Raw genomic sequence first — 23820 nt, 5'->3', positions numbered from 1 at the left:
TGACAACCGATTTAGGGTGGTTATTGCAGCGGGGCTCACCTCTTCCCATTTCGAACAGAGAAGTTAAGCCCGCTTGCGCAGATGGTACTGCTAACCAGTGGGAGAGTATGACACCGCCCTTCTTTTATAAAATCCTCAACATGTTTATGTTGGGGATTTTTTTTTGGAATGAACTCAGGGAAATGAAGTGTGGTGGTCTAGTTTTTGCACTATAATTTTAATCGCACAGTGCGTAGATGTTTGTAAAAAAAAACGTTAATTTGTACATTATTATTTAGAACAGTAGATTATGGGAAATAATTTAAGGCGTAGACTTAAATGGGGAGGTTTAATTGGAGGTGGAGTAATAGTAGTTTTATTACTATTGATGTTTCTCTTGCCTAAAATTTATTCTGATGCTATCGATCAACAGGTACGTGTTTTGCTTAAAGATAATGTAAAGGGGGATGTAGAGTATGAAAAGATTGAGATTTCCTTTTATCGTAAATTTCCTTTCTTAACCGCTACAATGGATAAGCCTTCTTTACAGGGAGTTATTTTGGATTCAGCATTGGATGATAATTTATTTGAAGCAGAATCTATTAGTTTAGGGATAAATTTATTTGCTTTAGTACAGGGTAAATTAAACTTTGACAAGATTTACATTGATAAGCCTCTTGTATTTATTTATGTCAATGAGCAAGGTTTAGCTAATTATGATATTTTCTATGGTAGTGATTCTTTAGAACAAGACCAAGAGAAAGAGGATGAATTAGGTTTAAAAATCAATCGTCTTCAAATTAAAGATGCTGAAATTATTTATAATGATTTAGCTAGTGGACTTAGTTTTGTGGCCTCCGATTTTGATTATGTTGGAAGAGGAGCTATGGATCAAGCGGTTTTTGATTTAAAGAGTGTGGCTCGTATTAACTCTTTCGATTTCAATTTTGAAGGAGTGCACTATATTAAGGAAAAACCAATCTTAGCTAAATTAGAAACTTTAGTTGATACAAAAAGTTTAACTTTTGGCTTTGAAAAAAACAGTATAAAAATCAAGGGTTTACCAGTAGATTTTAAAGGTCATTTTGGATTTATAGAATCAGGTTATGATATGCTTTTTGATGTGAAAACAGAGAAGGCTACCTTTGAAGAGTTACTTTCTGTTATCCCTCCAGAATATCAGCAATGGTTAGATAACACAGATATTTCAGGCCTTATTAGCGGTAAATTAGTTCTAGAAGGTAAATATGTTATTAGTGAAGGATTAAGTCCTAATTTAGACTTTAGCATGGTACTAGAAGATGGGTTTATACATAATAAGCAAGTAGATACTCCATTAGAAAAGTTAAATCTAGATATGCATTTCTCCATGCCTGGACTTAATATGAATAAGAATACTTTAGATATTAAAGCTCTTAATTTTGTTTTAGGGAAGAATAAGTCAGATGTAGTTTGGAAAAGTACTGGACTTGATTCACTGTCTATTGTATCTAAGATGGATATTAATATGGACCTAGGTTTATTTAATCATGCTGTGGGAATCAATGGTTTTCAAATGAAAGGTTTATTGGGTTTTACAGCAGATTTAGATGGAGTATTCCAAAGTCAAGATGTATATAGAAAGGTTCGTGGTAAAACAATACGACATAAGAAGCTTTTAAGTGTTCCAAAGTTTGAGGTTAACACCTCTTTGAGTAATGGTTTTTTTAAATTCGCTTCGCTTCCTCAAGGTCTTAAGGGGATTAATTTCAAAATGAAAGCCCTTTCTAAAGATTCTAATTGGAGAAAAGCTTTTTTAGATATTAGTAGTCTAGAGCTTTTAGCTTTAGACAATGTTGTTCGTGGTAAATTCAAAGTAGACAATTTTATTGATTTTCCTGTACAAGGGGAATTAACTGCAAAAGTTGATTTGATGAACTTAAAGGAGTTCATTCCTATCGAACACATGAATGTAGAAGGGCTTATCGATATTCATACAGATGTATCAGGAAACTTTTTACCTAAACAAAAAAAGTATCCGTTATTAAAAGCAGACATTAAAGTCTCTCAAGGTTATTTACAGTTAGCTAAAGTACCTGAATTGCCAATTGAGAATATCGATTTACACACAATTATTAATAGTGATACGGGTACTTTAAGTGGTATCAAAGTAGATATCGAACCTTTAGAGTTTAGGTTTGCAGGAGAAGAATTTAAGCTTTCTGCCAATCTATCCGATTTTACTAATTTAAATTATACCCTTAAATCCAAAGGTGTATTAAATATAGGAGACCTTTATAGAGTGTTTCCAATACCAGGTTTAGAAGTAACAGGAAAGGTGCAAACCAATTTATTTTTACAAGGTACCCAAGCAGATGTTAAGGCTGGAAATTTTGCCAATCTTAAGAACGCTGGAAAACTAAGCGTAGAAGATATTGAGATAAAAAGTTCTTATCTACCAAAAACCTTTAGTATTAGCAGCGGGGTGTTTACCTTTTTTAGGGAGAAAATGAAGTTTGATAAGTTTAATGCTACTTATGGAAATTCTTCTTTTGACCTTAATGGTTATTTAACCAATGTGATTAGTTTCTTGACAAAGAAGGGTACTTTGCAAGGTAGCTTTAGCTTGAATACTCCCTTTTTAGATGTAGACGAGTTTATGTTAGTAACTTCTACGGATAAGAAAGAATTCACTTCTGAGCAGGAGCTAGAGGTTGCTATTAGTCAAGAAAAAATAGAAAAGGCTGTAATACAAATTCCAAAGAATATGGAGTTAGAATTTAAGGCTGACGCAAAAAGAATAAAATACCTTACCTACGATATAAGTGACTTTCAAGGAGACTTGAAATTTATGAAAGGAAAAGCTTTTTTAGAAGAAGCAGATTTTGAATTAATAGGGACTAAAGTACAAATGCAAGCTGCATATGAACCTTTAAACTTAAGTTCAGCTATTTTCGATTATCATATTGCAGCTCAAGATTTTGATATTCAACGTGCCTATAAAGAAGTACCTTTGTTCAGGGAAATGGTTTCTATGGCAGAAAGTGCTTATGGTAAGGTCTCTTTGGATTACGCATTAAAAGGAAAGCTAAACAAAGATATGTATCCTATTTTACCAAGTATACAAGGTCAAGGGGTATTAGTATTAGAAGATATTCGATTTAAAGGCTTTAAGTTACTAGGTGCCATAGCTGATAAGACGGATTCTAAAGCAATGGAAAAAGCTAATGTATCTCAGGTAGACATTTTCTCTAGCATTAGTAATAATGTGATTACTATAGATAGAACTAAAATGAAGATGGCAGGGTTTCGTCCAAGGTTTGAAGGACAGGTTAGCTTAGATGGTAAGATCAATATCGGATTACGTTTGGGACTACCCCCTTTAGGATTAGTTGGTATTCCAATGAAGATTACGGGTACTTCTGAAGATTTTGATATTAAATTAGGTAAGTATCGCCCAAGTGAAGTATTAGGTGGTTCTACTAAATATGATGAAGAAGATGAATTAGAAGATGAGATACAAGATGAACTCGAGCATAGTCAAGAAAAAAACCAAGAAGAAATAGAACAATTAGCAGTATAGTATTGGTATTTATACCAATACTTTAAAGCAAGCACAAATCACAATGATATGGTAGTACAAACTAAATTTTCGCAAGAACAAATCGATCTATTACATAGTGAACTAGATAAAGAGAGCTTACGTGTGTTGCAAGCAAGCAATAATGCAGATCTTGCTATTTTGTCTCAAGTGTGTAGTGAAGTTGACCCTTGTGATGACATGGTTAAATTATTAATAAAGCGACTTTATGCTACTGTTAGTGATCCTAAACGCCCAGGAGTTGGTATTGCTTCTCCTCAAATAGGCATTAGTAAGAGAGTGTTTTTAGCCCAAAGATTTGACAAAAAAGATAAGCCATTTGAGTTTTTTGTAAATCCTGAAATTACTTGGTATAGTACTGTACTACGCCTAGGAGAAGAGGGATGTTTGTCTATTGAAAATATCTATGAAAAAGTATATAGAAGTATGGCCATTGAGATAAGCTATTTTGACTTAGAAGGTAAAAAATATAAGGAAATCATAGAAGGTTTTACTGCAGTTATCTTACAACATGAAATGGACCATTTAAATGGAATTTTATTTCCTTTAAGAGTAGAACAAGATAAAGACAAAGATATTATTGCCGCTAGTGAGCAAGATGAGTTGTTTTATTTCAAGGAAAATAGATTAAGTAGATAAAACTCACTGAAAGAAATATATAAGGTACACTATAAAGATTATTATTTATAGTGTACTTTTTTTTTGCATTTTTTAATCAACTTTTAAATTGTAAATTTAAAGTTAAAAGCAAAAATATGGAATTCGATTACTTTGAGAAGATTCGCCAAATTAGAACGGGGATAAGGTTTTACAGTGAGCTACTTATTGAGGCTTCCTGGAATATGTGGAATATTAAAACACGTATAGGTATTTTTTTCTTTTGCTTGCTTTTTTCTATAGCAGCGACCTATTTTTTAACTCCAGATGTATTTAGTGAGGCGCAAGAATATACGTTGTTCATTTTAATTTTTTCCATTTTACTTTGGGCCTCTGAAGCAATAGCTCCCTTTGCCGTTGGTATTATGATTATTGGTTTCTTGGTCTATACCATGGGAAATGCTCAAGGAGCTACGATTTCCTCGTCCGATATTTTTGATACTTGGTCCGATAGTGTTATTTGGATTTTTTTAGGGGGGTTTTTTCTATCTGAAGGAATGCGTAAGACAAATTTAGATTTATCCTTGTTTAAAAAAACGATTTCTATTTTCGGCTCTAAGCCAAATACGCTGGTTTTAGGTATTATTATAGTTACATCCATCCTTTCCTTGATTATATCCAATACAGCCACTGCAGCTATGGTATTAGCCTCCGTAATGCCCTTGATCGAACGTCAAGGAAAAGATTCTCTTATGTCAAAGGCAATTTTAGTAAGTATACCCGCTGCTGCAACATTTGCAGGAATGATCAGTATGGTCTCCTCACCTCCTAATCTTATAGTGGTTAATACCTTAAACAGTAAAGGCTTTAATATAGGTTTTAACGAGTGGTTTGTCTTAGGATTTTTACCAGCTACTTTATTATTGATACTTTTTTGGTTTGCAGTAGTTAAAAAGTATACCTCTAAAGTAAAAGGTTTAGATGTTTCCTTTGTCAATCAAGCCTTAGAATTAACTAAACCTATGCGTTTACAGCGCCTAATAGTTTTGACTATTCTTGTAGTGACAGTAGGTATGTGGATGTTTGGGCATAGGTTAGATATTCCTACTGCAGGGGCAGCAATGGTTCCCATTATGTTTCTCCCTATGTTTGGTATAATTAAAGGTGAAGATGTTAGGAAGTTACCTTGGGATACCTTAATGTTAGTTGCAGGTGGATTAGCTTTAGGTTTAGCAATCAAAGAACTTCTAGCACCTTATTATTCTAGTTTTCTAGCAGGAATGGAATTTAATACCATTTGGCTGATGATTATATTTGCTTTAGTGACCGTACTTTTTTCTAATATTATGAGTAGTACAGCTACCGCAACAATTATTATAAATATTGCTGCTATTATTTTACCTGCTAATCAATTATTACCTGTGGGGATAGTTATTGGACTATGTTCTTCTTGTGGATTATTCTTACCTGTTTCTACTCCTCCTAATGCCATTGTTTATGGTACAGGGTTATTAAAACAAAAGGATTTTGTACTAGGAGGCTTTTTCGGTGCTATCGTAGGAACAATACTTATTATTCTTTGGGTGCTGTTTTTACAGTATTTCACTGATTTTTTCTCTAGTTTATAGCCTAAACACGATCTGGATAATCGCTTATTATACCATCTACTTTTAGATTCTTAATATAAGAGATATCTTTTTTAGAGTTAACCGTATAGGCTAATACTTTTAAGTGGTGGTCTTGAATATATCTAACATTATCTTGGTTTAATGTTTTATAATGGGCATGGATTGCCTTTGCTTTTAACTCCTTTGCAATTGGTATAGCTAAAATAGGATCTCCTTGGGTTAATACTGCCAAAGGAATGTTTTCTAGCATAGTGCTAAGTTGTTTTAATTGTAACCAATCAAAGCTAGAGATTATAAAGTTATTTGGTGCATATCCTTGTTTGAAAAAGTAGTCTAATAAACTACAGAGTTCTTTTAAAGAGTCTGCTGCCTTTATTTCTATATTTAGAATAGCTTTTTTATGGATAATCTCGATGACCTGTTGTAGGGTGGGAATTTTGTAATTATCTTCAAGGGTGAATTGTTGTAGTTGCTCCAAATTAAAATCAGATAGTAAAGCATCTTTACCTGTTAATCTATTTAAGTTAGAATCGTGATAAACTACTAATTTATTATCTGCTGTTTTATGAATATCAATTTCTATCATAGAACAGTTTAGCTCTAAAGCTTTTTCAATTGACTCTATGGTATTCTCCATGATATAGCCTTTAGCTCCTCTATGTCCAACCCTAAGCATATTTTATATTGTAAATGTTATACCTTAAATATACTTTAATATTTTACACATAAAAAAAGCCGAATACAAAAAAGTATTCGGCTAGTATATATTTATTTTTCAGGTGTACCATATAGGTCAAACTCTGTAGCTTCATCGATTACGATATTTGCAAACTCACCTATTTTTAGATAATGTTTGCTTGCATCGATTAATACTTCATTATCTACATCTGGGCTATCAAACTCCGTTCTTCCAACAAAGTAGTTTCCTTCTTTTCTATCGATAATACAACGGAAAGTCTTACCTACTTTTTCTTGGTTTAATTCAAATGAAATTTGCGCTTGGATCTCCATAATTTCATTTGCTCTTTGTTGCTTCACTTCTTTAGGAACGTCATCCTCTAAAAGGAAAGCATGTGTGTTTTCTTCATGAGAGTATGCAAAACATCCTAATCTTTCAAAACGCATTTCCTGTACCCAATCTTTTAAGATTTGGAAGTCTTCTTGTGTTTCTCCAGGGTAACCTACAATTAGAGTAGTACGAATTGCCATACCTGGAACAGCTTGTCTAAATTCTTTTAGAAGTTTTGTTGTCTTAGCTTGTGTAGTACCTCTACGCATTGATTTTAGAATGTTATCTGAAATATGCTGTAAAGGAATATCAATATAATTACAGATCTTAGGCTCACGTTGCATTAACTCTAAAACATCCATAGGGAATCCTGTAGGGAAAGCATAGTGAAGACGAATCCATTCGATTCCTTCTACTTTAGCTAAGTTTTCAAGTAATTCTGCTAAGTTTCTTTTTTTGTATAGATCTAAACCGTAGTAAGTTAAATCTTGTGCAATTAAGATTAATTCTTTAACACCATCTTTAGCTAAGTTCTGCGCTTCTTTAACCAACTTTTCAATTGGTTGTGATACGTGTTTACCTCTCATTAATGGAATCGCACAGAAACTACAAGGACGGTCACATCCTTCAGCAATTTTTAAATATGCATAGTTTTTAGGAGTAGTAGTTAAACGCTCTCCTAATAATTCGTGTTTGTAATCAGCTCCTAAAGCTTTTAAAAGATTAGGTAGATCTGTTGTTCCAAAAAACTGGTCAACATTTGGAATTTCTGTCTCTAAGTCCGGTTTGTAACGTTCCGACAAACATCCAGTTACAAAAACTTTATCTACAATTCCTTGCTCTTTTTTATCAACATATTCTAATATAGTATTTACAGATTCTGCTTTAGCATTATCAATAAAACCACAGGTGTTAATTACTACAATATTAGCCTCATCATTTTGAGCCTCATGTGTGACATCTTTCCCACTAGCTTTTAATTGTCCCATTAATACTTCACTGTCGTAAACATTTTTAGAACAACCTAGTGTAACTACGTTAATTTTATTCTTTTTTAAAGTTTTGGTTCTCATTTATTTAAAAAAATTGGAATGCAAAAGTACATCTTTTTAGTAACATACCCCAAGCTTTAATATAATTATAAGAACTCTAAATGTTATTCAAATCCTTTCTAATTAATAGCTTATAAAAATAAAAAAAGCAGAGAAGTTTACCTTTCTGCTTTTATATATGGTTAGAGTTTAAATATTCCACCAAATACGATGATTGTTTGACCAAACCAAAAGTTATGTTTTGCTTTATCGGCTTTGCTAGCTGTTGTTCTAACATCGTACATATTGATGTACCCTCCTTTTAATTCTCCTTGTACAAAAAAGTGTTTTAGGAAAGTGATGTTTAAACCTGCTTTAGCAGAAAAACCTACCCCTGAAACATGGAACTCATCGTACCTCTGTTTACCCAGTAGGGTAGTGTTGGTTTTTGGAAACACAATACCTGTACCAACTCCTTCTGTTATATTAATCTGTACCACGTCTGTATTTCTAATTCCAAATAGTTTAGAAATATCATCTACTCGGTTTATTTCAATATTAACATAGTTCAGACCATCGGTATGTTCAAATTGTAAAAACTCCTCTGTAAGTAAAAGTTGATCTGGATGCCCAGGAACTGTTTCTCCAAAAGTGTTATCCCCCATATTAGGGTAGTAACCTGTAAAGTTTACTATTTGATTTTGAGACATCACATACTTCATGTGATCTACTCCAAAGGAAATGTTGTATTTATCCGTGAAGAAATAACCAACCCTTAAGTTAGTTTGTGGAATGGTCATTCTAGCTGGGTTTATATAGTCTACATGCCAACCTTTTGGTTTGTCATGTGCCTTTACGTCTTTTAAAGTGAAGTCATAGTCATCCCCTTTAAAACGAATATCAGAATTGGTAAAGTACCCTCTGTTTCCACCCCAATAAATGTAGAATTTACCTTTATTTGAAGCAGTATAACGCATTGGTGTTGTTACCATTTCTTGCGCCATAGCCATTGAGCTAATAAGTAAAGTAAATACAGTAAGTACTTTTAAAATATACTTCATATAATAATGGTTTTGTTTGAAACTTTATGAGGTGCAAATATAATATAAAAAAATCTCTTTATCGGTTTATCGAATAAAGAGATTTTTTTATAAAAGATTTTTGTTAATTTAGAAGATTTACTTCTAAAAATACATAGTATAAGTAAGATTTACAGTATTTTCTTTTGTTTTTATTTTAGCATAATTATAAAGGTTGTTTACCGTCATATCTACTAAACTAGTTTTATATTCTTGAGCGGAATGTCCATAAGCTAAATCAAGTCTAGACACTCCAAAGTCATAACCTAAACCAAAAGAGAAACTATTAAGGTCCCCTAGGTACTGAAAATCTTTATATGGACTTTGTACATAGCGGTATCCGCCACGTAAACTAAATTGTTTTATTTTATATTCTGCACCAACGCGTACTTCACTAGAGCTAGTTAATGAGCTATTTAAAGTTTGATTGATATTTTGGTATAAAGGATCTTTAGTTGGGCTAAATTTATTTTTACTGTAGTCTACTAGAGTATAGTCTACGCTGATAAGTGCTCTTTTGAATAAAATGTAAGCTAAACTCGCTGTGTATTTAGAAGGAGTTTTAAGTTTATATTTATCATATACATTCACCAGATTAGGATAAACTACATAAGAAGTATCATTTGTAAATGCTGTAGCTACACCTTGGGACAATTCATCATGTAGGGTGAACCATGTTGGAGATTCATAAGCAAGTCCAGCTCTAAAATTATCCGTTACTTTTGCAATTGCTCCAATATTAAATGAAAAACCATTTCCATAAGTGTATAGATAATTGTCAAAACGTATAGATTCTGTAGATTGATTAATAGAAGTGTTCTGTATTGCGGCACTATTTTGGGTATAATCTACCGTGTGTAAGTTTACATTTGCTCCAACATAAAAGCGCTGGCCTAATTGTCCAGCAAAGTTAGCACTGAAAAAACCTTTATTTCCACTGGTTTGAATTACTCTTCCTTGTTGATGGGGTAAGTTTTGATTATAGTTAGCGCTATACAAACCATCTTGTCCATTCACAGGAGAGATTAATCCACTTTGATAGGCTAAAAATGCTTGCTGTGCAGCTAATCCTCCAAAATACCCCGCTTTATCATAGCCTTGAGTAATGGAGTTAGATGAAATATAATCTAAAGGTACTTTATTAGAGTTGGCAACATCTAGAAAGTAGTCACCTATAGAATTTACATTTCCTGTACCATTAAATTTGATATTGTTTCTATAGTTTTTAGTATTTTGATAGTTAATCCCAATAGAAAACTTTCGAAGCAAGGAATTGTTGTTATTGCTATTGAACACAAATATCGCACCTAGTTGACCAATGTCAATGCCTGAGTATTTATCTGAGTCGTTATTTCCTAAATAGGTAGATTTATTGCTTTTGTCGTCAAAGAACATACTAAATGAAGCGGAATTAAAATTCGCTAAAGCACTTCCGGCAGGGTTAATTTGCAATGAGGATACATCTGCTCCAACTGCACCAAATGCTCCACTCATTGCTTTAAACCTTGCAGTACCATTCAAATCAGATTGGTTATAGCGCATTACATCATGTGCTGACATCTCTTGTGCTTGTATAACACTACAAGTAAGTAATAAACTAAAAAGAGTAATTATATTTTTTGTCATGAATTATATTTTAACATTAAAGCACTATCTTCTATATCCGCCTGAACCAGAGCTACTTCTTGTAGAGGAACTAGAGCTACTTCTTGAAGGCATACTACTTGCTCTATTATAACTACTATTAGAAGTGCTAGGTCTGCTATAGTTAGTATTACCACTAGGTCTATTGTAGTTAGAATTGCTACTAGGTCTATTGTAGCTAGAGTTACTACTAGGTCTAGTGTATCCGGAATTACTACTAGGTCTAGTGTATCCGGAATTACTACTAGGTCTAGTGTATCCTGAATTGCTACTCGGTCTATTGTATCCAGAATTGCTACTCGGTCTATTGTATCCACTATTAGAACTACTAGGTCTTGTATAGGTATTGTTTATACCACTTCCTGGTCTTTGATAGGTTCCACTAGAGCTACTCGATCTGGTGTATGGTCTATAAGCAGAGGAGGAGGAATTATTTGTATATCCTGATCTACTATAATTATAGGTTCCTCTATTGCCTGAAGGTCTTGTTGTAGGTACATAATAAGGACGGTGATAGTATGGGTATCCATAATATCCTCCATAATAACCAGGATATCCCCAGGAGAAACCAAATCCCCAAGATGGGCCATACCAAGGGTTATACCACGAATCATACATATATCCATAGCCATACCATGGGCTATACCAAGGATAGCCATAATTTTGGTTATAATAGTTAATGCTTATTGAATTAGGTTCACTGCCCCATGGTCCATAGGTAGTGGATGAAACAGTTTGAGAATTTGTTAAGCTATCTATGGTTGGGGTATAATAAGCGTTTACATCGGTAAAGTATTCTAAATTGTCCTGTAAATCAGTAAAATAACCGGAATAGAATTCAGCGTGATTATTTTGATCTACATTATTATTGTAGCCATAAGTACCATCGTCGTAATAGGAAGTATTATGGTAGGAACCACATGAAACTGTAAAAGTTGCTATAGAGACTATCATTAGAATCTTGGTCCAATTGATCCTGTTTTTTACTTTTGTTTTCATTTCCGTGCTTTTTTAATTGTTGGTAAGAACAAATTTAGTTAGATTTGTCGTATTATTATAGTTAATTAAGAGTTAAACAATTTAACTGCTAATATATTAAAAATGAGCAAAAACATTACTAAAAGGAGTGAGGATTATTCCAAGTGGTACAATGAACTTGTAGTGAAGGCTGATTTAGCTGAAAATTCAGGTGTACGTGGATGTATGGTTATAAAACCTTATGGTTATGCCATATGGGAAAAAATGCAAGCAGAGCTTGATAAGAAATTTAAAGAAACAGGACATCAAAACGCTTATTTCCCCTTATTTATCCCTAAATCTTATTTTAGTAAAGAAGCTAGTCACGTAGATGGCTTCGCTAAAGAATGTGCAGTAGTTACACATTATAGATTAAAGACTTCTGAGGATGGTAAGAGTATTGAGGTGGATCCAGAGGCAAAATTAGAGGAAGAACTTATTGTTCGTCCAACTTCTGAAACTATTATTTGGGATACTTATAGAAAGTGGATTGAGTCTTACCGTGACTTGCCAATTTTGGTAAATCAATGGGCTAACGTTGTTCGTTGGGAGATGAGAACTAGATTGTTTTTAAGAACAGCTGAGTTCTTATGGCAAGAAGGGCATACAGCTCACGCAACTAAGCAAGAGGCAATTGCAGAAGCAGAACAAATGCTAGATGTATATGCTGATTTTGCACAGGACTTTATGGCTATTCCAGTTGTAAAAGGATATAAAACAGAGAATGAAAGATTCGCTGGAGCAATCGAAACATATTGTATTGAAGCTTTAATGCAAGATGGAAAAGCGCTTCAGGCTGGGACTTCTCACTTTTTAGGGCAAAACTTCGCAAAAGCTTTTGATGTAAAATTTACAAATCAAGAAGGAAAGCAAGAGTTTGTATGGGCTACTTCTTGGGGAGTAAGTACTCGTTTAATGGGAGCATTAATTATGACGCACTCGGATGATAACGGATTAGTATTGCCTCCAAACTTAGCACCAATACAAGTTGTAATTGTACCAATTCATAAAACAGAGGAGCAATTAGAGCAAATCAAAGCCAAGGTTAAAGAAGTAACAGATAAATTTAAAAAATTAAATATTTCTTTTAAATTCGATGATCGTACTGGATTCAAACCAGGATGGAAGTTTGCAGAATATGAAATGAAAGGTGTACCTGTTCGTATTGCAATTGGACCAAAAGATTTAGAAAACGGAACTTTTGAAGTTGCAAGACGTGATAATCTAACTAAAGAGATAGTTGCGGAAGCTGCTTTAGTAGAACATATACAAGATTTACTTGAGGATATTCAGAATAATTTATTTACAAAAGCTTTCGATTACCGTAAAGAACACACTACAGAGGTGGATACTTTCGAAGAATTTAAAGATGTTTTAGAAAATAAAACTGGATTTGTTTCTGCTCACTGGGATGGTACAATTGAGACAGAAGAGAAGATTAAAGAATTAACTAAAGCTACAATTCGTTGTATTCCAATCGATAGGGAATTGGAGCAAGGAGTTTGTATATATAGTGGTAAACCTTCTCAAGGTAGAGTACTATTTGCAAAAGCATATTAATTTAATTTTTTTTTGTTTTTCTCTTGCGGATATGAAAAAATATTGTAGTTTTGCATCCGCATTAGATAAACAAAAGGGTCCGTTCGTCTAGGGGTTAGGACGCCAGGTTTTCATCCTGGTAACAGGGGTTCGATTCCCCTACGGACTACAAAGCTTCGCATAAGCTTGTTTATAAAATGCACGGTCCGTTCGTCTAGGGGTTAGGACGCCAGGTTTTCATCCTGGTAACAGGGGTTCGATTCCCCTACGGACTACAAAGCTTCGCATAAGCTTATTTATAAAATGCATGGTCCGTTCGTCTAGGGGTTAGGACGCCAGGTTTTCATCCTGGTAACAGGGGTTCGATTCCCCTACGGACTACAAAGCTTCGCATAAGCTTATTTATAAAATGCACGGTCCGTTCGTCTAGGGGTTAGGACGCCAGGTTTTCATCCTGGTAACAGGGGTTCGATTCCCCTACGGACTACAAGAGAAAAATAGTATAGACTTAATAAAATATTTAAACGAAATGGCAAATCATAAGTCAGCTTTAAAAAGAATTAGAAGTAACGAAAAGAAAAGAGTATTAAACAGATATCAACACAAAACGACTCGTAATGCTATCAAAGCTTTACGTATGATCGAAGATAAAGTTGAAGCTGGAGAGAAATTAACTGTAGTAGTTTCAATGATTGATAAATTAGCTAAAAAGAATATCATTCATGCAAACAAAGCTTCTAACTTAAAATCGAAATTAACAAAACACGTTGCTGCTTTATAATAAGTAGAAGTTTTAAGTTATCAAACAAAGAAAAGCCCTCAAATAATTGAGGGCTTTTTTTTTGTAGATATTCAAAGATATAGTTGTGTAACTATGAACATGTAAAAGCTTAGCATGTACTTTAAGATAGGTTATGCTTTAAATTGCTTCGTTTTTAGATACTTCATTCAAAGAAGAGCTATTTAATCGTTTGGCTTTAAGGGTTAATGATTAGTCCTTATTATTTATTTTTTACATATAGTTTGTTGAATGTAGTTGTTTTTGAGATTATCTAAATAGAATGTATAAATTTGATTAATTAATCCTAAGTCTTATTAAAAAAGTTATTGAAAGGATATTTTGTAAAATTAAATTTAAAGTTTTGATAAAAAGTAGTACATTTGCACAACGAAAGTTGTGTCTTTTTTTAATCTAGTTGAAAGCTGATTTTTTTCTAGAGATAGACATGATGTAAAGTTTTAAAAAAGAATATTGTATAAACAATACTTATATGACAACAATTAGGAATATTGCTATTATTGCACACGTTGACCACGGTAAAACTACTATGGTTGATAAGATTTTACACCACTGTCAATCTTTTCGTGAGAACGAAAGTACAGGAGAGTTGATTTTGGATAATGAGGATATCGAAAGAGAAAGAGGTATTACAATTACTTCTAAGAACGTTTCGGTAGAATATAAAGGGACGAAAATCAATATTATTGATACTCCTGGTCACGCGGATTTCGGTGGAGAAGTAGAGCGTGTTTTGAACATGGCTGATGGTGTTCTTTTAATTGTGGATGCTTTTGAAGGACCAATGCCTCAGACTCGTTTCGTACTTCAAAAAGCAATTGATTTAGGGTTAAAACCTTGTGTTGTTGTAAATAAAGTCGATAAAGAAAACTGTACACCTGAAGAAGTTCATGAAAAAGTTTTTGACTTAATGTTCGAACTAGGTGCAGAAGAGTGGCAAATGGATTTCCCAGCTGTTTATGGATCTGCTAAGAACAATTGGATGTCTACAGATTATAAGCAACCTACGGATTCTTTCGAGCCATTATTAGACATGGTTCTTGAGCATATCCCAGCTGCTAAAGTAAACGAAGGAACTCCTCAAATGTTAATTACTTCTTTAGACTATTCTACATTTACAGGACGTATTGCTATTGGACGTTTACAACGTGGTGTTTTAAAAGAAGGTATGAATATATCTTTAATTAAACGAGATGGTAGTATTGTAAAGAGTAAAATTAAAGAAGTTCATACTTTTGAAGGTTTAGGACGTAAGAAAGTAAGTGAAGTTCACGCTGGTGATATTTGTGCTGTAGTTGGAATTGACGGATTCGAAATTGGAGATGTTATCGCTGATTTTGAAAATCCAGAGGCTTTACCTACTATTACAATTGATGAGCCAACGATGAGTATGTTATTTACAATTAACGACTCACCATTCTTTGGTAAAGAAGGTAAATTTGTTACTTCTAGACACGTTAAAGAACGTTTAAATAAAGAATTAGAGAAAAACTTAGCTTTACGTGTTAAAGAAACGGATAGTGCGGATAAATTCATGGTTTTCGGACGTGGAGTTTTACACTTATCAGTTTTAATTGAAACAATGAGACGTGAAGGATATGAGTTACAAATTGGACAACCACAAGTAATTATCAAGGAAATTGATGGTGTTAAATGTGAACCAATTGAAGAGCTTACAATTGATATCCCTGAAAACTTATCTGGTAGAGCTGTAGAGTACGTTTCTTTGAAAAAAGGAGAGATGACTTCAATGGAGCCAAGAGGAGAGAGAATGATCATTAAATTTTTAATTCCTTCAAGAGGTATTATTGGTTTAAGAAATCAACTTTTAACTGCAACTGCAGGTGAGGCTATCATGTCACATAGATTCTTGGAGTACCAACCATTCAAAGGAGAAATTGCAGGACGTCAAAATGGTTCTTTAATTTCTATGGAAAATGGTAAGGCGATTCCTTATTCTATTGATAAATTACAAGATCGTGGTAAATTCTTTGTTGATCCAAACGAAGATATTTATGAAGGACAAGTAATTGGAGAGAACTCAAGAGGAGATGATATGACAGTAAACGTTACTAAAACTAAGAAGTTAACGAACGTTCGTGCTTCTGGTACAGATGACAAAGCTCGTATTGTTCCTGCAATCAAGTTCTCTTTAGAAGAAGCTTTAGAATACATTCAAAAGGATGAATACTGTGAGGTAACACCTAAGAGTCTACGTTTAAGAAAAATCTACTTAAAAGAGACAGATCGTAAGCGTAATAAAATAAACTAGTAATAGTATAAGAAAAGGGTTGACTAATATAGTCAGCCCTTTTTTATTATCTATCCTTTGTAAGTACAGGCATAGGGATATTAATATTTTGGTTTTCAATTGTAGGTATGTCAAGCAAAAAGAATTTTATTAATTTTTTGATAAAGCGAGATTTCTTACCTATTTCGGAGGGATTTCTACTATTTTTTACTTGTAGGTAGGTTTATAGAAATTGTGAAAAATAGAATAAATTTTAAAATAAAACAGCCTTAATCGGATAATTTATCTAGAAGTTATGCACTAAAGAGTTGTATAGAACAGTAGATTTTAATAGTTTGATAATTTTATTTTATTTTAAAATAAGTCCAAAATATTATTAAATTTGTAATAAGAAATAGAAATCACAACCTTAGGTTATAAATATGGCAAAGTTCGAATTGAAATTACCCAAGATGGGTGAGAGTGTTGCTGAGGCAACAATTACAAATTGGTTGAAAAATGTAGGAGATGTTGTAGAGGCGGATGAGACTGTATTAGAGATAGCAACAGATAAAGTGGATAGTGAAGTTCCAAGTGAGGTAGCGGGTACTATAGTAGAAATTTTATTTCAAGTAGACGACGTAGTTCAAGTTGGGCAAACTATTGCAATAATTGAAACACAAGGTGGAGAGCCAGCTAGTGCTAGTTCAGCGGCATCTGATGTTGCACAAGCAAGTGTTCAAATAGAAAAAAGTGTTGCTGCTGCTCAAGAATCAGTAAAAGAAATCTCTTTTTGTGATTCAGATAAATTCTATTCTCCATTAGTGAAAAATATTGCTAAGCAAGAAGGACTTTCTTTGGAAGAATTAGAAGCTATTAAGGGTAGTGGTAAAGATGGAAGAATTACTAAGTCAGATATCCTTACTTATATTAAAGATAGATCAAGTGCACCTGTAGCTACACAAAAAGTAGAGCAAGCAGCAGTAGTGGCTACTCCAGCTGTAAAAGCAGCTCCGGTTGCTAAGGCAGCTCCAGTTTCTGTGAATGGTCAAGATGAAATTATTGAAATGGATCGTATGCGTAAGCTTATTGCTCACCACATGGTTCAATCTATTCAGACCTCTGCTCACGTTCAATCTTTTATTGAAGTAGACGTTACTAATATTGTAAATTGGAGAAATAAACATAAAAATGCTTTTGAAAAAAGAGAAGGAGAGAAATTAACTTTTACTCCAATTTTTATGGAGGCAATTGCAAAAGCATTGAAAGAGTTCCCAATGATGAATATTTCAGTTGAAGGAGATTATATCATCAAGAGAAAGAACATCAATTTAGGAATGGCTGCGGCTTTACCTAACGGTAACTTAATTGTTCCTGTTATTAAAAATGCAGATCAATTAAACTTAGTAGGAATGGCTAAAGCTGTAAATGATTTAGCAGTTCGTTCTCGTAGTGGTAAATTAAAGCCAGATGATACTCAAGGAGGAACTTATACAGTAACTAACGTGGGTACTTTTGGAAGTGTGTTTGGTACACCAATTTTAAATCAACCACAAGTAGGTATTTTAGCCTTAGGTGCTATACGTAAAGTGCCTGCAGTAATCGAAACACCAGAAGGAGACTTTATTGGTATTCGTCAAAAAATGTTCTTATCTCACAGCTACGATCACAGAGTAGTAGATGGTGCTTTAGGAGGACAATTCGTACAAAGAGTTGCTCAAATTCTAGAAGCTTGGGATATTACAAGAGAAGTGTAATCAAGATAGATTTTATACAACATTATAAAGAGCCAAAGTATTCCTTTGGCTCTTTTTTTTGATATATATATTAGCTAATAAATATTAATATGAAAATAGTTTTAAACTGGAGTACAGGCAAGGATGCAGCTTATGCTTTATATGAATTAAACAAAGATCCACAGAATCAAGTAGTGAAATTACTCACTACCATAAGCTTAGAGCACCAAAGGGTTTCTATGCATGGAATAAGTGTTGAAGTTTTATATCGACAAGTAAGTAATCTAGGATTGCCATTAGAGATTTGTTCTATTTCTAGTTCCATTACTATGGAGGAGTATGAACAGAAAATGACAAATACTTTGATGGAAATGACACGCCAAGGTATTTACCATAGTGCTTATGGAGATATTCTTTTAGAGGATTTAAAAGTGTTTCGAGAACAACAATTAGAGAAAGTTAACATGAAAGGAATTTTTCCAAATTGGAAAAAAGATACTAGACAATTACTTATAGAGATGATTGAATCTGGAGTCAAGACAATGGTTATTTGTGTTAACGAAGCTTATTTAGATAAAAGTTTTTTAGGTAGAGTAATTGATATGCAATTTTTAGAAGATCTTCCTAGTAATGTGGATCCTTGTGGTGAAAATGGAGAATACCATAGTTTTGTTTTTGATGGACCTATGTTTGTTAAACCTGTTGACTATCAAGTTGGCCAAGCTATTTATAAGCAATATCCAAAGCCTGAAAGTGAATCTAGTTCATCGGAGCAAAACTATGGTTTTTGGTTCTTAGAAGTTTTATAAGCCTTTATTATTCTGCTTGAAATTTTGTGCTAAGTAAAGTAGGAACAGGAGTAACTTTGTTAGTAGTATAATCAAAAGTAACCATACCTGTTTTTACCTTTGCAATAGTTTTATCTTTACATGATACTAAATAAAACAGGTCAAAACTTACTTTGGTGAAGTTATCAGCGGCAATTTCAAAGGTTAATATATCATTGAAGAAAGCTTGATTTTTATATTCTATGGCAAGATCAGCCATAATTAAGCCTACTTTTTCGCAATCAAGTTCTGTATACTTAAAGGAGTCTAGAAAAAGAACTCTTGCTTGATGAATTAGCGAAACTAATTTATCATTTCCTAAGTGATTACCATAATTTAGATCTGTGATTCTAACTGGTATCTGTGTGCTAAAAATATAGTTTTTAGGCATTGTTAGTTTTACTCTGGACATATGTTTTATTTTATAGATTACAAACAAAAGACTTTTTTTAACTTCTACAAAGCATAGTGCACTGATAATAGCATGTTTCTACCCATTTGTGGTAAATGGTTCCAATTGGCATAGGTGGTGTAGTAGGTGTCAAGTAAATTAGAAATACTTAAAGTTAATTTGAGTTGTTGATTGTAGTTTTGAAAAGGTAAGATTAATGTAGATTGTAGGTTAATTATTCCAAAGCTAGGTACTGCAGTTTCTCCATAATAGGTAGCAGCTTTACTTTGCTTACCATTCACTACAACTTCTAATGTATTATAGAGTCTTTGGGTATTATAATGTAGATTTAATTTGTATTGTAATGGACTTATAAAGGGTAAGTTATTGCCATTATTATCCTTAGCTAAATAATAAGAGAGCTCGGATAATACCTTCCATTTTGCAGTAATTAGGTATTGAGTATGTAAGTGAAATTGATTTTGTAAAGCGTAGGATAGATTATCGTACTTTTTGACTCCTATTGCTCCAATAGTCATGGGCCTTAAATTAGGCTGGATTACTCCGATAATATAATTTTTCAGATAGAAGTTTTCCATTGAAATTCTTGTTTTGAAGTATGCTGACTTCCATTCAATGTGACCTGAAAATTGGAAGTTCCACTCTTTTTTTAGAAATGGATTTCCTAAGTAATCGTAGTTTTGATGACTATTAAAGATATAATAACCATAACTCTCTGATGCAGAAAACTCTCTAGATGCAAAAGTAAGATTTGCTCCAAAATTAAAGTTACCTTTTGGTTTATAATGATACGAAAAGGAAAGGTTGCTAAAGTAGTCTGTTCGGCTTTTGCTCATAAGAGGATAGAATATTTTTAAACTCTCTAAAGCATCTTTGTTATATACTCCTTGCTTATTAAGGTATACTCCTGCACTTAGATTTAAGTATTTGTTATGGGATACTTTCCAGGTGTCTTTTATATTAATTGCTATATTTTGTTGTTCAATATCCCCCCAAGTATACATAAACATTGGTTTATTCATTGGATCATTTGGATACATTACCATGCTAGCTTGAGATAAGTTTTCAAAAGCGGAGATGGATACTTGTGAGCTGTGATTTTTCCATTTTTCTATTTCTAAAGTTGATAGTATACCTACGGTAGTACTTTTACCTGGCATATCCATTCGTATAGCTACTTCTTTTCTTTTAGAGTCATCCATGGTATGAGAAATAGTGTTATAATACAGTTTAGTTTGCCAATTTTTAAGCTTTTGAGAAAGTTTTGTATTGTAAGACAAAGATCCAATGAAAGCTTGTGCTAAGGAAACATCCATAGGTAAGGCTGGATATCCAACGTCTTGAGCTCTATCCCATATGAAGTTTGATTCTATTGTTTTGTTCTCTGAGATGGTATAGGCAACTTTTGTAGAGGCATTGTATTTTTCAAACTGGGAGTTTTCTATTTCGACATTATGGCCGGCTTTGTAGTTTGCGGATTTTTTATAAGAGAAGGTGGAATAAGATTTAATTTTCTTAGCAGAAGTACTCCAACTAGCCCCAATGTTTTTTTGTTGGTTATTGCTTTGGTAATTACCAAAAAGGTCCATTGCGAAAGGTTTGCTTTGCAAGGTGTCAATTATTTTGGTTTGCAGATCTATTGCTCCGGCAAAACTTGAATTAACTCCACTACCTTCCCCATTGTTTGATATAGCGATCGCTTCAAGGTTAGGTACTTCTACATAGGAAGTCACGGGATCCATATTATCTGTACATGCTTTAAAAATACGCATTTGATCTATTGTAGTGGTGATTCGGGAATCTCCCATATTATTAATCATTGGCTCCCAAGCATAAGCTCCTCTTTTTATTAAAGTTACATCAGAATCCTGGGCAAGTGCTTGGTCTATACTTATAGTGGGAGTTGTTGTCTTTTTACTGTTTAGTTCTATAGTTGTTAAAACTTGGTTGAAAATAATTGTATCGGATTTAATTTGAGCCTTAATAGGATACAGGCTCCAAATTAAAAGTATAAATAAGGTTGTTGTTCTTTCCATTTTGACATAATAGTATTGGCCCGCTATTAAAATATAGGGGCCAAATTAATTGTAAAGCTTTTGAATTGTTTAAAATTCTACTTCTAAATAAAGAGTACTATTTATATTTTCTTTTACTGGAGAACCTGCTATTGTTTGATTTTCAGAATCCTGTATTATAAGGTTGATTAACCAATATCCTGACATAGTAAATGGTATACTTCCAGGGTATAGTTTAGAAACTGGATTAAAATAAAGGTTTTTAATTTCATTATTTACTCCATGATTTCCCATATCAGGCATTCTAGGGTCAAGGGAAATAGTCAGTCCTGGAACTTGCTTGTAGTTTTGACCATGATCGGTAGAGTTAAATACCGCTATTTGTAAATTATTTTCACCAATTTTAGGTTGAGTCGGTTCTATAAGTCCTACATAATGCGTTGTGTTTTGATAAGAAAATGAAGCCAAGTTTTTCTTTTTTACGCTACTTAAAGGGTCCACAAACAATGGGATATCTATGCTTTTAGTAGTGTTTTGATCTAAAAAAGTAAGGGTTAAAGTCCAAAAATTTTGCCCTGGTTCGTTTCCTGGCATTGTAAAGAGCAGTTCTCCATGATATAGCCCAGTAGTTTTTGGGTCTTTTCTAGGGTCAGTTGCGGGCGCGGAATGTGTCATTGTTTGCATAGTGGAATGCCCACTGATCATATGCATAGTTAGATGCCATTTTAAATCCTTTACAAGAATAGGAGTCTGTTGGTCTGATGAATAAATCTGTAAACTAATAGAATTAGTATAAGGTGCCCATAGATTACTTTGTTGACTATATAAATTAAAGGTATAGCCATCTTGAGTTAAGGTGCTTATTAAGGTTTTTTTATTGAATGGGTCATCTAAAAATGAGTCTTGCGTATTGGTAGAGCAGCTAGTTACTAAAATAAAGATAGGAAGTAGCACAAGGAAATTAAATATTTTTTTCATTGGAATTAAATTATTTTTTAAAAAAAGACATAGGAATGCCTCTACATCTTAAAAAAGTGTAGAAAGCGAATTGACTAAAAAATAATTTAAACTAAAGGTGGCTTTTTTTCCTTGAAATTGGGTAAGAAACTATATAAATCTAAATACCAATCCCCATGTTGAGGTTGCGTTGCAATAAGAGGTTTATCTTGTGATTTATAAGTTTGATTTTCAAAAAACAGAATTTCATAATGTAATTGGAAAGTTTTCTTGGCTGCGAAAGGATTTTCGCTCTGAGCGGTTTTCGCTAGTTCATTTTTAAGATGACAAGTACCATTACATTGAAGTTCAGGAAGATTTTTATTGATACAAAGTTCTTGTATAGCGTCATAGTTAATCACAAAGTCCAATACTGGGAATATTGGTTTTGCGAAGAACAAAATCACTATAAAGAATAAAACTTTTTGCATGTTGCAAATATAAGTAAGGTTTTTAAATTCCATACTTTAAAATCTAAGTTTTATTCTACGTCGTTTTTTAGGTGGAAAAAAGATAAAAAAAACACCTAGGAGTTGGCTTTACGCGTTTTGAAAAAACATTTTTTTCAGTTGAAATTGACAATTAATAGCAGTTTTTAGACTGAGACTTTGGAAAAACGTTAATTTTATTAGGGATTTAGTAGAATAAAGTATATAATGTTATAATATTTAATAATTATTTATCCAAAATCTAGGAATACAACCTTAAAAGGATACTAAATGTTAATGAATTAGCGCGAAATTGCAGTATTTACAGTTAGATAATGGTATATTGTGTAATTATTAAGTGTAAAGGTTATTTTATTGCGTATTTACTCTTGTTTTTATAAAATTAGTATATTCTTTGTTTTGCGCAGTAAACCTCGTTTTTATTGTGTTTTTTGTCTTAAAATTTTGTGTAATATTCTAAAATATTAAGGATTAATTTTGTTTTAAATTAAATAATTAATGATTTTACTTTGATTTGTTATTATCTAGGGGGATTATTTGTTATAGTCGGAATTATTAATCTATATGTAAATGATTATTAATGTTTTAGTATCTTAGTATGGAAGAAAAAAATAAAATTTGTTGTTTATGAAAGCAAAAGTACAGTACAATGACTTCGTAGGAAGTGTGGCAGCTGATATCTCAGATAGTATAGCTGCGAAAAAAGGAAATTACATTAGCAGTATTGGAGAATACTTTAATGTAAACCAAGAGAAGTATAAAGTTGTGGGAGTTTCCTTATCAGGAATACACAATTTTGAGATTACTTTATTTTGTATAGATAAAGAAAAGAGTTCACCTGCAAAAGAGCATGTAGTTAATATGCTTTTAGAGCTTGACCAAGACGGGCAAAAACAATTATTAGATTTATTGTTTAAGAGATTAAATTTTGTCTTATTTGATGCAGGACAAGAAGAGTATTCTCATAAGTCATGTGATGAGGTTGTAAACTTCTATGATGTACATGTACTTGAGCATCATGATTTCTAAGAATCAATTATAAAAAAATATTAAAAAGCCTCTTATTAAGAGGCTTTTTTTTTAATTATAAGTAAGGGTGTTTTAAAATCTAGCTTATTTGTTGTTTTTAAAAGAGGGAGTTTTTTTGTGATTTTGGCTTGTGAATCAGAATTGGGATCATTTTAATACCCTATAAAATATTTGTCGCATGGTGTTTGCTAGGTCCTTAATTAGTAAATAATGCTAAAACAATA

At 32.9% G+C, this 23820-nt stretch carries 18 protein-coding genes, 4 tRNA genes and 1 rRNA gene; 14 read left to right on the top strand and 9 right to left on the bottom strand.

Annotated elements, in window-relative coordinates; all coding sequences use genetic code 11:
* The first annotated feature begins 12 nt into the window (after window positions 1–12).
* From rrf to ACYSNM_RS12490, 4 genes are all read left to right on the top strand, one after another.
* A 5S ribosomal RNA gene (gene rrf / locus ACYSNM_RS12505) occupies window positions 13–122 on the top strand.
* Between the two features lie 167 nt (window positions 123–289).
* Window positions 290–3541, top strand: a complete 3252-nt coding sequence (locus tag ACYSNM_RS12500) for an AsmA family protein (protein ID WP_461757212.1) — start codon at window positions 290–292, stop codon at window positions 3539–3541.
* Window positions 3542–3589: 48 nt separating this feature from the next.
* On the top strand, window positions 3590–4198 hold the full coding sequence (gene def / locus ACYSNM_RS12495) for a peptide deformylase (protein ID WP_461757211.1): 609 nt from the start codon (window positions 3590–3592) through the stop codon (window positions 4196–4198).
* A 116-nt stretch (window positions 4199–4314) separates the two neighbouring features.
* The gene (locus ACYSNM_RS12490) at window positions 4315–5784 is read left to right on the top strand and encodes an SLC13 family permease (RefSeq protein ID WP_461757210.1); all 1470 of its coding nucleotides are present in this window, start codon (window positions 4315–4317) and stop codon (window positions 5782–5784) included.
* A 1-nt stretch (window position 5785) separates the two neighbouring features.
* Here ACYSNM_RS12490 and ACYSNM_RS12485 read toward each other — a convergent pair whose 3' ends face one another.
* From ACYSNM_RS12485 to ACYSNM_RS12465, 5 genes are all read right to left on the bottom strand, one after another.
* Window positions 5786–6460, bottom strand: coding sequence for a glycerophosphodiester phosphodiesterase (locus tag ACYSNM_RS12485; RefSeq protein WP_461757209.1), 675 nt, complete (start codon window positions 6458–6460; stop codon window positions 5786–5788).
* Window positions 6461–6552: 92 nt separating this feature from the next.
* Window positions 6553–7866 carry a 30S ribosomal protein S12 methylthiotransferase RimO gene (gene rimO, locus ACYSNM_RS12480; RefSeq protein WP_461757208.1) on the bottom strand — a complete coding sequence of 438 codons (1314 nt, stop codon included), beginning with the start codon at window positions 7864–7866 and terminating at the stop codon, window positions 6553–6555.
* 161 nt (window positions 7867–8027) lie between these two features.
* Entirely contained in the window at window positions 8028–8885 is an 858-nt protein-coding gene (locus tag ACYSNM_RS12475; RefSeq protein ID WP_461757207.1) for a hypothetical protein, read from the bottom strand.
* 123 nt (window positions 8886–9008) lie between these two features.
* Window positions 9009–10529 (bottom strand): OmpP1/FadL family transporter, encoded by a 1521-nt coding sequence (locus ACYSNM_RS12470; protein WP_461757206.1) that lies wholly within the window; start codon window positions 10527–10529, stop codon window positions 9009–9011.
* Between the two features lie 24 nt (window positions 10530–10553).
* Window positions 10554–11546 carry a hypothetical protein gene (locus ACYSNM_RS12465; RefSeq protein ID WP_461757205.1) on the bottom strand — a complete coding sequence of 331 codons (993 nt, stop codon included), beginning with the start codon at window positions 11544–11546 and terminating at the stop codon, window positions 10554–10556.
* A gap of 102 nt (window positions 11547–11648) precedes the next feature.
* Here ACYSNM_RS12465 and proS point away from each other — a divergent pair, with 102 nt between their 5' ends.
* The 9 genes from proS to ACYSNM_RS12420 all read left to right on the top strand — a co-directional run bounded on the left by proS (window position 11649) and on the right by ACYSNM_RS12420 (window position 18677).
* Complete coding sequence (proS, locus tag ACYSNM_RS12460; RefSeq protein ID WP_461757204.1) at window positions 11649–13124, top strand: proline--tRNA ligase; 1476 nt, start codon at window positions 11649–11651, stop codon at window positions 13122–13124.
* A gap of 76 nt (window positions 13125–13200) precedes the next feature.
* A tRNA-Glu gene (locus ACYSNM_RS12455) sits at window positions 13201–13272 on the top strand.
* 34 nt (window positions 13273–13306) lie between these two features.
* Window positions 13307–13378: transfer RNA gene (locus ACYSNM_RS12450), tRNA-Glu, on the top strand.
* A gap of 34 nt (window positions 13379–13412) precedes the next feature.
* Window positions 13413–13484, top strand: a tRNA-Glu gene (locus tag ACYSNM_RS12445).
* Window positions 13485–13518: 34 nt separating this feature from the next.
* Window positions 13519–13590, top strand: a tRNA-Glu gene (locus tag ACYSNM_RS12440).
* A 42-nt stretch (window positions 13591–13632) separates the two neighbouring features.
* Window positions 13633–13884 carry a 30S ribosomal protein S20 gene (gene rpsT, locus ACYSNM_RS12435; protein ID WP_461757203.1) on the top strand — a complete coding sequence of 84 codons (252 nt, stop codon included), beginning with the start codon at window positions 13633–13635 and terminating at the stop codon, window positions 13882–13884.
* Window positions 13885–14374: 490 nt separating this feature from the next.
* Window positions 14375–16174: a translational GTPase TypA gene (gene typA / locus ACYSNM_RS12430; RefSeq protein WP_461757202.1), complete on the top strand. Its 1800-nt coding sequence runs from the start codon at window positions 14375–14377 to the stop codon at window positions 16172–16174.
* A 401-nt stretch (window positions 16175–16575) separates the two neighbouring features.
* Window positions 16576–17889 (top strand): dihydrolipoamide acetyltransferase family protein, encoded by a 1314-nt coding sequence (locus tag ACYSNM_RS12425; protein WP_461757201.1) that lies wholly within the window; start codon window positions 16576–16578, stop codon window positions 17887–17889.
* An 89-nt stretch (window positions 17890–17978) separates the two neighbouring features.
* A complete protein-coding gene (locus ACYSNM_RS12420) occupies window positions 17979–18677 on the top strand; it encodes a Dph6-related ATP pyrophosphatase (RefSeq protein ID WP_461757200.1) in 699 nt (232 codons plus the stop codon).
* 7 nt (window positions 18678–18684) lie between these two features.
* Here ACYSNM_RS12420 and ACYSNM_RS12415 read toward each other — a convergent pair whose 3' ends face one another.
* The 4 genes from ACYSNM_RS12415 to ACYSNM_RS12400 form a co-directional block, all read right to left on the bottom strand.
* On the bottom strand, window positions 18685–19107 hold the full coding sequence (locus ACYSNM_RS12415; protein WP_461757199.1) for an acyl-CoA thioesterase: 423 nt from the start codon (window positions 19105–19107) through the stop codon (window positions 18685–18687).
* 44 nt (window positions 19108–19151) lie between these two features.
* Window positions 19152–21143 carry a TonB-dependent receptor gene (locus ACYSNM_RS12410; RefSeq protein WP_461757198.1) on the bottom strand — a complete coding sequence of 664 codons (1992 nt, stop codon included), beginning with the start codon at window positions 21141–21143 and terminating at the stop codon, window positions 19152–19154.
* Between the two features lie 69 nt (window positions 21144–21212).
* On the bottom strand, window positions 21213–22100 hold the full coding sequence (locus tag ACYSNM_RS12405; RefSeq protein WP_461757197.1) for a hypothetical protein: 888 nt from the start codon (window positions 22098–22100) through the stop codon (window positions 21213–21215).
* Between the two features lie 86 nt (window positions 22101–22186).
* Window positions 22187–22582, bottom strand: a complete 396-nt coding sequence (locus ACYSNM_RS12400; RefSeq protein ID WP_461757196.1) for a hypothetical protein — start codon at window positions 22580–22582, stop codon at window positions 22187–22189.
* A gap of 612 nt (window positions 22583–23194) precedes the next feature.
* Between ACYSNM_RS12400 and ACYSNM_RS12395 the strand changes: the two genes are divergently transcribed.
* The gene (locus tag ACYSNM_RS12395; RefSeq protein ID WP_461757195.1) at window positions 23195–23596 is read left to right on the top strand and encodes a hypothetical protein; all 402 of its coding nucleotides are present in this window, start codon (window positions 23195–23197) and stop codon (window positions 23594–23596) included.
* The last annotated feature ends 224 nt before the right edge of the window (window positions 23597–23820 follow it).

The sequence above is a fragment of the Myroides sp. LJL116 genome, from assembly GCF_054871685.1.
Note: the sequence above shows the minus strand (reverse complement) of the source record. Positions and strands in the feature narration are given on the sequence as shown.